The organism is Bacillus sp. N13C7, from assembly GCF_026790065.1.
In the GTDB taxonomy this organism is placed as follows: Bacteria; Bacillota; Bacilli; order Bacillales; family Bacillaceae; genus Bacillus.
This window is the reverse complement of sequence record NZ_JALAMO010000007.1, coordinates 297,893-310,011: the sequence shown is the minus strand read 5'-3', so window position 1 is coordinate 310,011 and position 12,119 is coordinate 297,893. Positions and strand designations below refer to the sequence as shown.

The following is a 12,119-nucleotide window of genomic DNA, read 5'->3' as shown; positions in this document are numbered from 1 at the left end:
TCATGTAATCATAGAAGAAAAAGAAGGCAAAAGAAAAGCCGTCCGGTAGCGGAACGGCTTTTTTCTCGTTATACTCGCAGAAACTTGCGGATGGAAGTCAGGCTTCCCCATACTCCAATCACTGCGCCGATTGCAATCAGCACTAATGAAACTTGGAATACAAATGGATTATAAGGAAGAAGAGAGACAAATGATCCCTGAACCTTCGGAACGACCCATCCGATGACGTATTGATAAGTGCTCAGCACCAGTGCGATCGGAATCACGGAACCGAATACGCCAAGCAGCAATCCTTCTAGGAAAAACGGCCAGCGGATAAACCAGTTCGTCGCGCCTACAAGCTTCATGATTTCAATTTCTTTTCTTCTTGCGAAAATTGTAATTTTAATGGTGTTGGAAATTAAGAACATCGCCGTAAATACCAGGCCGATAATTAACGCGATTCCAATGTTGCGGGAAACGCCGACCACTTTAAACAAACGGCTGACCTCTTCTTTTCCGTAAGTGACTTTATATACATGATCCATTTTTTCGATCTTTTTCGCCACATTCGGCGTATCATGCGGATCTGTCGTTTTGACGACAAACGCATCATTAAGCGGATTCTCCTGATCCTGCATCGTCAGGGATTTACCGCTGTCACCAAAACTGTCAACCAGCTGGTCTAGCTCTTTTTCTTTAGATGAAAAAGTGACACTCTGAATGCCCTTCAGTTCCTTAATATCGTTCTGAAGCTTGTCCTGTGCCTTCTGATCTGCAGTCAGATCGATCAACACTTTGATTTCGACTTGTTTTTCAGCATTCGTGGCCATGTTATTCAAATTCAGCATAATCACTAAAAACACGCCGACTAAAATCAGCGTAACGGTTACAGCACTAATGGATGCAAATGTCATCCATGTGTTTCTCCCGAGAGATTTAAAACTCTCACGCAAGTGGCGCCCGAGAATTTTAATCATATGAACCATACTCCCCTCTTGACTCATCACGCACAATGATACCATCTTCGATTGCAATGACACGTTTCTTCATGGTGTTTACGATTTCTTTATTATGTGTCGCCATCACGACTGTTGTCCCGCGGTTATTAATTTCCTCCAGCGTCTTCATGACTTCCCAGGATGTATCCGGATCAAGGTTTCCTGTAGGTTCATCAGCAATGACAACATCGGGGTTGTTCACAATGGATCTGGCAATAGATACACGCTGCTGCTCCCCGCCCGAAAGCTGGTCAGGAAATTGTCTTGCTTTATGCTTCAGCTGTACGAGATCAAGCACTTCAAGCACCCGTTTCTTAATGACAGACGGCTGTTCTCCAATCACCTCAAGGGCAAATGCCACATTTTCAAAAACAGTAAGCTTCGGCAGAAGCTTGAAATCCTGGAAGACAACGCCTATTTTGCGACGCACGAAAGGAATCTCTTTTTCTTTAATTGTAGCGAGATCTTTATGATTGATTAAAATTTGTCCTTTTGTTGGTTTTTCTTCTCTGTAAATCATTTTAATAAAAGTAGATTTACCCGCCCCGCTCGGACCGACCACATAAACAAACTCGCCGGGATGAATGGTAACAGAAATCCCATTGAGCGCTTTTACGCCGTTCGGATAGGCCTTGTATACTTCTTTCATCTCTATCATGAAATCACCTAATCTTTTATATCATTTTATGTATCACACGGTCATACTCTTCGAATGCATTCGACAATTTATGACCCACTCATTTGTAAAAAGATGAAAAATCTGAAAGTTTCTTTTTTCAATACACTTCATTATACGTCAAATTTAGACATAATACTATTACAGTTTCTTTTCATTCATATTGTCATGGCATAAAAAATCCTTGCCTGCATTGCGGCAAGGATTTTCTCATCTTACTTTTTTTCTGACAGCCATTTGGCAATAACGGCGGCTTCTTTATCTTCTACAAGCCCCTTTGGCATATTGCCGCGGCCGTTTTTAATAATGCTTTCAATTTTGTCCTCGTCGTATTTGCCTCCGACCTCCTGGAGATTAGGACCTGATACACCTTCTAAATCCTTGCCGTGGCAGCCTACGCAGCTTTGCTGATATAACTCTTCCCCTTCGGATGCAGAGGCTTCGGTCTTGCTGCCGGTGTCTGTCTTCTCTTCTTTTGCATCATTTGAACCGCAGGCAGCCAACAGAACAGAAAGCGCAAATACAAGCATTAGTATCGATAACTTTGATTTCATGTTGAGAAGCACAACTCCTTTACGATCTCTTCCATATTATAACCTCGTTTAAGCGCGTTTGAAACCCTCGCCCAGCACCTCGCTCGCGTCTGCCACGATCACAAACGCAGACTCATCAATCTGTTTGACGATTTGTTTCAATTTGGTGAATTCAGCTTGCCCAACCACACACATTAAAATCGGACGTTCATCGTCCGTATATCCGCCGACCGCAGAGATTTTCGTAACGCCTCTGTCAATCTTCTGTAAAACGGCTTCCTTAACAGCCTGCTCCTGCTTTGTAATAATGAGCGCCATTTTTGAACGATTGAAGCCGACTTGAACGACATCAATGGTTTTGCTGGAGACAAAGACCCCAAGCATGGCATATAAGCCTTGCTCAATATTAAATACAACCATAGCCGAAACGACAATCAATCCGTCAATGAGGGCGAGACACGTCCCCAACGACAGACCGGAGTACTTATGAATAATCTGTGCAGCCAAGGCCGTTCCTCCCGTCGATCCTTTCCCTAAGTACACAATCCCAATGCCGACACCGATGCCGACACCGCCAAAAATCGCCGCCAGAAGCTCATGATGAGTAGCGGGCTGAATATCCCTTGTCAAAAATACAACAAGCGGCAAAAACACAGAACCCGCAAGCGTCTTAAGGCCAAATTTTCCGCCAAGCAAAATGACACCGGCAATAAATAAAGGGATATTAATAATCCACTGTACATATGCAGCTTCAAAACCATACGACTGTAAAATTGTACTAATTCCGCTGACACCGCCGGCGGCAATCTTATTTGGAAGCAAAAATACATTAAAGGATACGGCTGTAATCGCTGCCCCTATCAGTATGTATACATAATCCCGCAAAACCCGTAGTGTTTGATTCCGAACATCCATCATATATCCTCCGTTTCTCCAATGCTCTCCGATAGCATTTTAAGCCTTCCCCGATTAGATGTAAATAACACCCAAATGCAGTGGTAATATGCTAAAGCAGCAGTGAAATCAAGGGTTGAAGGAATGAAAAAACACACCTGCATCTATCAGGTGTGTTTTTCTGGTTATGAAAGCTTAGAACGCAGGTAGGCATCGATAAATGTATCAATATCTCCGTCCATTACCGCTTGAACGTTCCCCATTTCTGTATTGGTTCGATGGTCTTTTACCATGGAATACGGATGGAATACGTAAGAGCGGATTTGGCTGCCCCAGCCGATTTCTTTTTGTTCACCGCGAATTTCATCAAGCTCTGCCTGCTGTTCTTCAATTCTGCGCTGATACAGCTTGGCCTTCAGCATTTTCATAGCTCTTTCACGGTTTTTAATTTGTGAGCGCTCCGTTTGGCACGTCACAACCACATTCGTCGGCAAGTGGGTAATCCGAACAGCTGAATCCGTCGTATTGACGTGCTGTCCGCCCGCGCCGCTTGCACGGTACGTATCGACTTTAATATCCTCTGTACGGATATCAATATCAATTTCATCGTTAAATTCAGGCATGACTTCACATGAAACGAAAGACGTGTGACGGCGGCCTGATGAATCAAACGGTGAAATCCGCACGAGACGATGGACACCTTTTTCCGCTTTGAGATAACCGTAAGCGTTGTGCCCTTTGATCAGCAATGTGACTGACTTAATTCCGGCCTCATCACCTGGAAGGTAATCGAGCGTTTCCACCTTAAAACCGCGGCGTTCTCCCCATCTGGTATACATTCTGAGAAGCATAGAGCCCCAATCCTGTGACTCTGTACCGCCGGCACCAGGGTGCAATTCTAAAATTGCATTGTTTTTATCATACGGCTCACTCAGAAGAAGCTGAAGCTCAAATTCATTGAACTCTTTCGTCAATGATTTTAGTTCTTTTTCAAGCTCAAGCTGGAGGTCTGCGTCCGGCTCTTCTTTCAAAAGATCATGAGTCATTTGCAATTCTTCATGGGATTCATTCAATTTTTTATACGAATTGACGTAATCCTTTATACCGTTAGCTTCATTGATGACTGTTTGGGCTTTCTGCTGATCATTCCAGAATTCCGGATCAGCCATTTGTTCATCTAGCTCAGCAATGCGGGCCTCCTTTGATTCGAGGTCAAAGAGACCCCCTAAAGTCCGCTAAACGAGAAGCCATATTTTCGAGCTCTGCTCTGATTTCTGATAATTCCATTCCATTCACCTCATTAAAAGATCCGCGGGCGCCACAGGCGCCGCGGTCAGTACCCTTGCCTAAGCGAACTATTCAGTCCGGCCGCAGCAATTTTTATATTTTTTTCCGCTTCCGCAGTGGCACGGGGCATTTCGGCCGATATCAACCACTTTGCGAACCGGTGCTTTTTTTGCTTTCTTGTTATCATCGCCTTCTTGCGGCTGATGGGCCGTTGTCTGGCCTTGTACAACCTCTTCACGCTCCAGATTGTTTTCAATCTCAGCCTTCATCACAAATTTTGCGACTTCATCCTCAATTGATTCAATCATATGCTCAAACATCGCAAAGCCTTCCATTTGATACTCACGCAGCGGGTTTGTTTGCGCGTAAGCACGAAGGTGAATCCCTTGGCGAAGCTGATCCATCGCATCGATATGGTCCATCCATTTGGAGTCGACGGCGCGAAGCACGATGACTTTCTCGAATTCACGCATTTGTTCTTCGCCGAATTTTTCTTCTTTTTCATCATATTTGGTCATGATGCGGTCCATGATGAGCTCATGCATTTCATCCGGCTCTTTGCCGAAAATATCGCTCTTCTCAAGCGCACCTTCATCAAGGTAAGTCGTGTTGACGAGCTCAACAAGACCATCAAGCTTCCATTCCTCAGGAAGCTCTTCTTTTGGCGTATAGGCTGCAATTGCCCGTTCGAGAGAAGATTTGATCATATTTTCAACGATTTCACGCAGGTTTTCAGAGTCGATAACTTCAAAGCGCTGCTTATAAATGACCTCGCGCTGCTGGCGGAGAACATCATCATATTGCAGAAGCTGTTTACGTGAATCGAAGTTATTTCCTTCAACGCGTTTTTGAGACGATTCAACCGCACGGGATACCATCTTGCTTTGAATTGGAGTAGAATCGTCCATTCCGAAACGGTCAAGCATCGCCATTGTCCGCTCAGCCCCGAATCTGCGCATCAATTCATCTTCCATAGAAAGATAAAATTGGGTAATCCCCGGGTCTCCCTGACGTCCGGAACGCCCCCGAAGCTGATTGTCAATCCGGCGTGATTCATGGCGTTCCGTTCCGACAACAGCAAGGCCGCCAAGCTCTTTTACACCCTCGCCAAGCTTAATGTCCGTTCCGCGCCCCGCCATGTTTGTCGCAATGGTAACTGCGCCTTTTTGGCCGGCCTCCTCAATGATCTGCGCTTCGCGTTCATGGTTTTTGGCGTTTAACACTTGATGCGGGATCCCTTTGTTTTTAAGCAGCTTAGAGATCAGCTCAGACGTTTCAACCGCAACCGTACCGACAAGAACAGGCTGCCCCGTCATATAACGCTGTGCAACATCCTCTGCAACCGCCTTAAACTTTCCTTCCATCGTGCGGTAAATTAAATCCGGGCGGTCGTCACGGATAACAGGTTTGTTAGTAGGGATCGTAACAACCTGCATATTGTAGATGTTGCGGAATTCTTCTTCCTCTGTCTTAGCCGTACCCGTCATACCGGCAAGCTTTTCATACATCCGGAAGTAGTTTTGGAACGTAATGGTCGCCAAGGTCATGCTCTCATTTTGAATTTCAAGCCCTTCCTTTGCTTCAATCGCTTGGTGAAGACCTTCGCTGTAGCGGCGGCCTTTCATCAGACGTCCCGTGAAGGAGTCTACAATGACAACCTGGCCGTCTTCCACTACATAGTCAACATCCTTCTGCATCGCAGCGTGCGCTTTTAAGGACTGGTTGATATGGTGGTTGAGCGCGACATTCTTCACGTCAAACAGGTTATCGATGCCAAACGCTTTTTCAGCCTTTGTCATTCCTTCTTCCGTCAGCTGTACACTCTTCGTTTTAATATCATACGTATAATCCTTTTCTACTTTTAACGTACGGACAAAAGCATTTGCCTGTACATACAGCTTAGTGGATTTTGCAGCTTGTCCAGAAATAATCAGCGGCGTTCTCGCTTCATCAATTAAAATAGAGTCAACCTCATCGATTACCGCAAAATGAAGCGGGCGCTGAACCATCTGCTCTTTATAAAGAACCATATTGTCACGCAGATAGTCGAAACCAAGCTCGTTGTTTGTGGAGTAAGTAATGTCAGCGGCGTAAGCTTCCCGTTTTTCGTCTTTTGACATTGAGTTTAAATTCAAGCCGACAGTCAAACCGAGAAACTCGAAAATTTTCCCCATCTGCTCAGCGTCACGGCTTGCCAAGTATTCATTGACAGTCACGACGTGTACGCCTTTACCGGTTAACGCATTTAAATAAACAGGCAGAGTCGACGTTAACGTTTTCCCTTCCCCTGTTTTCATTTCCGCGATATTTCCATCATGAAGCGCCACGCCCCCCATGAGCTGGACTTTAAACGGAAACATGCCCGTTACACGGCGTGAAGCTTCCCGAACAACGGCGAATGCTTCAACAAGAAGATCATCAGTTGTCGCCCCTTTTTCAAGGCGTTCTTTAAATTCAATCGTTTTATGTTTCAGCGCGTCGTCAGAGAGATTTTCATAGTCTCCGCGAATCGCATCAATATCGTTAGCTATTTTTTCGTATCTATTCAGCGTACGTTTTGTTGGATCAAACATTTTATTTAAAATTCCAAGCATTTATAACGCTCCTCTATCTTTACATGCCTGTTTTGCAGGCATGTATACATAATTTGCTAGTCCATGTATACCTCTCATTATCATATCATACCTTTTGTTATTTCCAAAGAATTTGCAAATAAGAAAAACAAAAACCTTCCGCAGATATCGCGGAAGGCCTCTCTTCATTATTCAGTCGGTTCAATCAAGCCATATTTCCCATCATTTCTGCGGTACACGACATTTGTAAGGTTTGTTTCCGCATTAGTAAAAACGAAGAAATTATGGCCTAGCATATTCATTTGCAAGATCGCTTCTTCACTATCCATCGGCTTTAAATTAAACCGTTTCTGACGGACAATGTCCAAGCTCTCCTCATCTTCTATTTCATCCTGAACCGCAATATCTGTTTCTGAGCCAAGGCCGTTTGCCAGTAAATATTTTGGAGAGCCCTGCTCACGGAATTTACGGTTTACTTTCGTTTTATGCTTACGGATTTGACGTTCCAGTTTGTTTGTTGCGAGATCAATTGCGTTGTACATATCCTCGTTATGCACCTCGGACCGAAGCGCCAGATCTGTCATCGGAATTGTAACCTCAACTTTAGATTCCTTGTCATTGTAAAACTTCAAGTTGACGTTCACATCAGCATTCACGCTATGGTCAAAATAACGCTCCAGCTTGCCGATCTTCTTCTCGACATGATCCTTTAACGCGGGTGTCACTTCAATATTTTCTCCTCTGATGTTATAGTTCATCAAAGAACGCCTCCCTTTTATTAAGGATATGTATCTATTTCTCCTTTACCCTTTACAATTCCTGCTGAAACGTAAATATTATGTGAAAATTCAGTGAACTTTGTCGAATTGTGTTTGTAGTGCTGATGTATTGGCGGTTTGGAGGTATATGTATATGCTGATTGTAAGAAACAAATACCTCTCCCTCGCCTAATTGATTACAAAGGGCTCCATACATTGATGAATGGACAACATCCATTTTCTATAATGAATCAAAAAATGTTCTTTTAAAAACTCACAGAACTCATGAGAGGGAAAAGAGAAAGATACCAATTGATCAAACTCCTCAAATATTTCGTCAAATGCTTTAACACATATTTCAGCACACCGCGTATTCATCACAAACAGGAGTGTTGAATGTGTGGAATCCAAATAAAAAAAGGCTTGGATCAGATCCTGGTAGATCCGATCCCCTTCTGTTTTTGATAAATTCTGTTCAGCTTCTATCAAATAACATAGCCCTTCCTCAATGGTAAAAAGAAGATGATAATAAGCTGATAAAAGCGTATAATCTTCAATGCTCTTCAAGGCACTCACCTATTTACGCTTGTCATAATATGTGCCGTCAATCGTAAGGTTGTTATAAGGATTTAAATACGTCGTGTGCATCACTCGTTTCCTTTTTACCTGCTGAAGTTCTGCTGCGATTGACTGCTTCAGTCTTTCCATTTCCTTCACAATAAGCTGATCCCATGTCAGCACAAGCTTTATCTGCTTTCGCTCTTCATCAGAAAGCGGCAGAGATATCTCCTGAATAAGGTCAGAGCGTTTAGCCACAAAGTCTTCAATCTGCTTTAAAAGTTCATCGCTTTCCGGTGTATTTTGTATGTGTGACAGCATACTCTCCGTCTCAGTGTATAGTTGATCTATGTTTTTCATGCGATCCCGCCTGATCCGTGCCGGTCCTTCCGTTCACTTTGAATGGCCTGTTTCCAAGCATCGCGAAAATCTGTTACATAGCCTTCAACCTCAGCCAGCATACCCGTATCATTTTTGATATTTGCCTGCACCAATCTTCGATACATATAATCGTACATCGCACCCATGGAAGCGGAAAGCTCTATATTACGGTTAAGCGTAAAATTTAATTCCTGAATGATATTTTGCGCTTTAATCAGGTTTTCATTTTTACGTTCCATATCATCATTCTCAATGGCCTGAGAGGCAAGTCTTATAAATTTCAAACAGCCATTATACAGCATAAGCGTCAGTTCACCGGGTGTAGCGGTATTCACTGAATTTTGCTGATAGGCTGTATAAGGATTTTGGATCGCCATGTGTCATCCTCCAAATTACATTTATTGTACAAGAAGCTGTGATAAATAGGACGCTTGTTCGTTCATTTTTTGAATCGCAGAATCCATTGCACTGAATTTTGTATAATAGCGGTTTTCTATGGTATTCAATCGGTCCTGCATTTTTGTGATATCTGTGCTGATCGTATTTAAATTTTTACCGATTGAGTAGTCATTGGTGCCCATTGTCGAGTTGCCGGCTTTTGCTTCAATGCTTTTCACTGTACTTTTCAGTGTGTCACCGATGCGTTTCATAATTCCTTTTTCACTATAGGCACTGCTGTTCGTTCCGCTTGTAAATAAGGCGGCAACACTTTGCGGATCTTCTTCTATTTTTGCTTTCAATTTTTCTTCATTAATCTCTAAATGTCCTCGCAATTGGTAAGCGCTTGAGGTCGTGATGCCGAATTCAGTCAGTTGATAGGTTTTTCCATCCGCATTTACTTGAGAATAAAAATCAGTCCGCATTTGGTTCGTTCCGGTGCTGATGCTGGTATCATTTCTTAGCAAACCGCTTTTCGCCTTCTCTTCCCAAAGTTCTACCTCTTTATCGGACATTGCTTCTTTTTGTTCACTCGTCAGGGGAGTATAATCTCTGTACTTCTCTTCTTGCAGCTTTTCATTCAGGCTGTCTACCAATTCATTGTATTTATCTACAAACTCTTTAATTTGGTTATAAATCCCGTCAACATCAGTTGAAACAGATGTTGTAACAGGGCCTGTCGCTGCAGTTGTATTTTTGATCGAGTAAGTAACGCCATTAACCGTGAAATTGTTTGTCAGCTTCTCCATTTCAAAGCCATTAATAGTGACTTTTGCATTGGTCCCTTCTTTGTAAGCCGTGAGCTTATTATCAGCGTCTAAAGAAAATCCGAGCTGGCCGGACATAAAGTCGGCTGTAGCAGAGTCTGCTGCCTGTATGCTGCCTCCTGCACCTGTTGCTTTTGAAGAAAACGCAATCGTTTCTACATACTCTGATCCATTCCAAATTTTATCTTTAAATGCTGATACGCCAAGATCCGAGCTATTGATTTTAGAAATCACATTATCAATTGTATCGGCGCTCGTCACACTGATGTTTACTGTTTTTGCCGTTGTCTCGCCAGGCGCAACAACGTTGAATTCCAAATTATAATCGCCTTGTGTGTATCCCGTATAATTACTTGCCTTATACGTTGCTGCGGTAGCCAAGCTCGCTACTTCAACAGTAGAAGAAGAGTTTGGCGCACTTGCGCTTCCTGTAGCAGTTAATACAGACTCATTTGAGCTTGTTACAGTTTTGCTCTGATACGTACTCGGATATGTCAATGTATTTTTAGACATATAATCTTGCAGTTCTTTTATTTTTGTATTCACTTCACGATAGCTGTCACGCTGCCATTCAAGAGTCTGTTTTTTTTGCGTCAGCCTGTCAAGCGGCGCTCTTTCTGTCTGCATCAGCTTTGATACGATATCATCTATGTCCATTCCCGACGCCAGACCTGTTATTCTCGTGACCATTTCAAACCACTCCTAATCTACTTTTTTTCATCAACAAATAATCCAAGAAATTCAGTCATAGCTGCATAAAAATCAAGCCACCGTTTCGGCGGAATTTCGCGGATCACTTCATTTGTAGAGTCCTCTATTACCTTTACATAGTATTCATTTAACTTTTCATGAAGCTCAAACTTCAGGTGAACTTGCGAAGGTTCCAAAAGCTTGTTCATTTCCCCTACCATTTCAGCAAGACTGGTATATGAAACTTGATGAACGGGAACCTCACTGTCACGATCTTTCTGATTATGTATTTGAGTATCGTAACGATCCCAAACAGGTTGTAACGTAGTGAGCCTTTCAATATTCAATTGATCATCCCCTATGCCCCAATCTATCGTTTATATCGACTAAGTCGAGTTAAGATTACACATATTTTTGGAAAAAAACTCATTCGTTTTTGTATGATAATACATTTATAAAAAGGTAGTGGAGAATTCGGTTATTATATCATGAGTTAGAGACAGCAAGGGGAATGATTCGGAGTTAGAAATATAAAATAAAAGACCTCGGCAAACGCCAAGGTCTTTTTCAAAATTAACGTAACAATTGAAGTACGTTTTGCGGCTGTTGGTTCGCTTGAGCAAGCATCGCTTGAGAAGCCTGAGAAAGAATGTTGTTCTTTGTGAACTCGCTCATCTCTTTCGCCATGTCAACGTCACGGATACGAGACTCAGCAGCTGTCAGGTTTTCACCAGAAGCGCTTAAGTTGTTGATTGTGTGCTCAAGACGGTTTTGTACCGCACCTAATTTTGAACGTTGTTTTGAAACTGTGTTGATAGCATCGTCAACAATTTTAAGTTGTGTATCAAAACCTACATCAGCTGCGTCATGAGCATTATCTTTAAATTTAGTTACATCAATATTTGAAACTGCTTGGTTAGCAACAAGATTACCGTCAACATCTACAGCTCCAATTGCATTAGCAGCCATATTGCCGATATTAACATCCAGTTGTTGGCCAGCATTTGCACCAATTTGGAATGTAAGTTTTGCAGTTGCAAAGTCACCATTTAATAATTTTTTACCGTTGAACTCAGTACGGTCAGAGATACCATTTTTATTAGCTCCACCACCGATTTCTTCAACAAGAGAAGAGATCTCATCTTGGATAGCTTGAAGGTCAGTGCCATCTTGAGTACCAGAGTTTCCTGCTTGTACTACAAGCTCACGAACACGTTGAAGGATAGAGTGAGTTTCAGTCAATGCACCCTCAGCTGTTTGGATAAGAGAGATTCCGTCTTGGGAGTTTTTAGAAGCCATTTCAAGACCTCTGATTTGTCCTCTCATTTTTTCAGAGATTGCAAGACCCGCTGCGTCATCTCCCGCACGGTTGATACGAAGACCTGAAGAAAGTTTCTCCATGTTCTTTTGTGATGCGCTGTTGTTTGAACCTAAACGGTTCAGTGTGTTAAGTGCTGCGATATTGTGGTTAATTCTCATTGTTTTGTTCCTCCCTGAATGTGTTGTTACGGCACGTCCTTGTGCCTTGTTTTTTTGTAACTGGCGGAGTATTCGCGCCTCCTCCCGGCTACATCATTAATATCG

At 42.8% G+C, this 12,119-nt stretch carries 13 protein-coding genes; all 13 read right to left on the bottom strand.

Features of this window, described 5'->3' with window-relative positions; all coding sequences use genetic code 11:
* Positions 1–68: 68 nt before the first annotated feature.
* Positions 69–959 carry a permease-like cell division protein FtsX gene (gene ftsX / locus MOB98_RS09715; protein WP_268360484.1) on the bottom strand — a complete coding sequence of 297 codons (891 nt, stop codon included), beginning with the start codon at positions 957–959 and terminating at the stop codon, positions 69–71.
* Positions 952–1,638, bottom strand: a complete 687-nt coding sequence (ftsE, locus tag MOB98_RS09710; RefSeq protein WP_003228039.1) for a cell division ATP-binding protein FtsE — start codon at positions 1,636–1,638, stop codon at positions 952–954. Before ftsE ends, ftsX begins: the two co-directional genes overlap by 8 nt.
* A 233-nt stretch (positions 1,639–1,871) precedes the next feature.
* A complete protein-coding gene (gene cccB, locus MOB98_RS09705) occupies positions 1,872–2,210 on the bottom strand; it encodes a cytochrome c551 (RefSeq protein WP_268360485.1) in 339 nt (112 codons plus the stop codon).
* Between the two features lie 48 nt (positions 2,211–2,258).
* The gene (locus tag MOB98_RS09700; RefSeq protein ID WP_268360486.1) at positions 2,259–3,104 is read right to left on the bottom strand and encodes a YitT family protein; all 846 of its coding nucleotides are present in this window, start codon (positions 3,102–3,104) and stop codon (positions 2,259–2,261) included.
* Between the two features lie 164 nt (positions 3,105–3,268).
* Positions 3,269–4,370, bottom strand: a protein-coding gene (gene prfB, locus MOB98_RS09695; protein ID WP_268360487.1) for a peptide chain release factor 2 whose coding sequence is annotated in 2 segments (ribosomal slippage) — positions 3,269–4,297 and positions 4,299–4,370 — 1,101 coding nt in all. Because the reading frame shifts where the segments join, the coding sequence is not laid out codon by codon here.
* A gap of 68 nt (positions 4,371–4,438) precedes the next feature.
* The gene (secA, locus tag MOB98_RS09690; protein ID WP_268360488.1) at positions 4,439–6,964 is read right to left on the bottom strand and encodes a preprotein translocase subunit SecA; all 2,526 of its coding nucleotides are present in this window, start codon (positions 6,962–6,964) and stop codon (positions 4,439–4,441) included.
* Between the two features lie 167 nt (positions 6,965–7,131).
* Positions 7,132–7,701, bottom strand: coding sequence for a ribosome hibernation promotion factor (gene hpf, locus MOB98_RS09685; protein ID WP_268360489.1), 570 nt, complete (start codon positions 7,699–7,701; stop codon positions 7,132–7,134).
* A gap of 189 nt (positions 7,702–7,890) precedes the next feature.
* Entirely contained in the window at positions 7,891–8,268 is a 378-nt protein-coding gene (locus tag MOB98_RS09680; RefSeq protein WP_268367160.1) for a hypothetical protein, read from the bottom strand.
* A 9-nt stretch (positions 8,269–8,277) separates the two neighbouring features.
* Positions 8,278–8,619: a flagellar protein FliT gene (locus MOB98_RS09675; protein WP_268360491.1), complete on the bottom strand. Its 342-nt coding sequence runs from the start codon at positions 8,617–8,619 to the stop codon at positions 8,278–8,280.
* Positions 8,616–9,017: a flagellar export chaperone FliS gene (gene fliS / locus MOB98_RS09670; protein WP_014481041.1), complete on the bottom strand. Its 402-nt coding sequence runs from the start codon at positions 9,015–9,017 to the stop codon at positions 8,616–8,618. The genes MOB98_RS09675 and fliS overlap by 4 nt, the downstream gene beginning before the upstream one ends.
* Before the next feature lie 21 nt (positions 9,018–9,038).
* On the bottom strand, positions 9,039–10,535 hold the full coding sequence (locus MOB98_RS09665; RefSeq protein WP_268360492.1) for a flagellar hook-associated protein 2: 1,497 nt from the start codon (positions 10,533–10,535) through the stop codon (positions 9,039–9,041).
* Positions 10,536–10,552: 17 nt separating this feature from the next.
* A complete protein-coding gene (gene flaG, locus MOB98_RS09660) occupies positions 10,553–10,882 on the bottom strand; it encodes a flagellar protein FlaG (protein WP_268360493.1) in 330 nt (109 codons plus the stop codon).
* 226 nt (positions 10,883–11,108) lie between these two features.
* Positions 11,109–12,014 carry a flagellin Hag gene (gene hag, locus MOB98_RS09655; RefSeq protein WP_268360494.1) on the bottom strand — a complete coding sequence of 302 codons (906 nt, stop codon included), beginning with the start codon at positions 12,012–12,014 and terminating at the stop codon, positions 11,109–11,111.
* Between the last annotated feature and the right edge of the window lie 105 nt (positions 12,015–12,119).

Bases quoted from the DNA above. Each gene is read 5' to 3' on its own strand.
- fliS (WP_014481041.1), bottom strand. From the start codon at position 9,017: ATGGCGATCCAAAATCCTTATACAGCCTATCAGCAAAATTCAGTGAAT.
- MOB98_RS09700 (WP_268360486.1), bottom strand. From the start codon at position 3,104: ATGGATGTTCGGAATCAAACACTACGGGTTTTGCGGGATTATGTATAC.
- ftsX (WP_268360484.1), bottom strand. From the start codon at position 959: ATGATTAAAATTCTCGGGCGCCACTTGCGTGAGAGTTTTAAATCTCTC.
- hpf (WP_268360489.1), bottom strand. From the start codon at position 7,701: ATGAACTATAACATCAGAGGAGAAAATATTGAAGTGACACCCGCGTTA.
- ftsE (WP_003228039.1), bottom strand. From the start codon at position 1,638: ATGATAGAGATGAAAGAAGTATACAAGGCCTATCCGAACGGCGTAAAA.
- cccB (WP_268360485.1), bottom strand. From the start codon at position 2,210: ATGAAATCAAAGTTATCGATACTAATGCTTGTATTTGCGCTTTCTGTT.
- MOB98_RS09665 (WP_268360492.1), bottom strand. From the start codon at position 10,535: ATGGTCACGAGAATAACAGGTCTGGCGTCGGGAATGGACATAGATGAT.
- secA (WP_268360488.1), bottom strand. From the start codon at position 6,964: ATGCTTGGAATTTTAAATAAAATGTTTGATCCAACAAAACGTACGCTG.
- MOB98_RS09675 (WP_268360491.1), bottom strand. From the start codon at position 8,619: ATGAAAAACATAGATCAACTATACACTGAGACGGAGAGTATGCTGTCA.
- hag (WP_268360494.1), bottom strand. From the start codon at position 12,014: ATGAGAATTAACCACAATATCGCAGCACTTAACACACTGAACCGTTTA.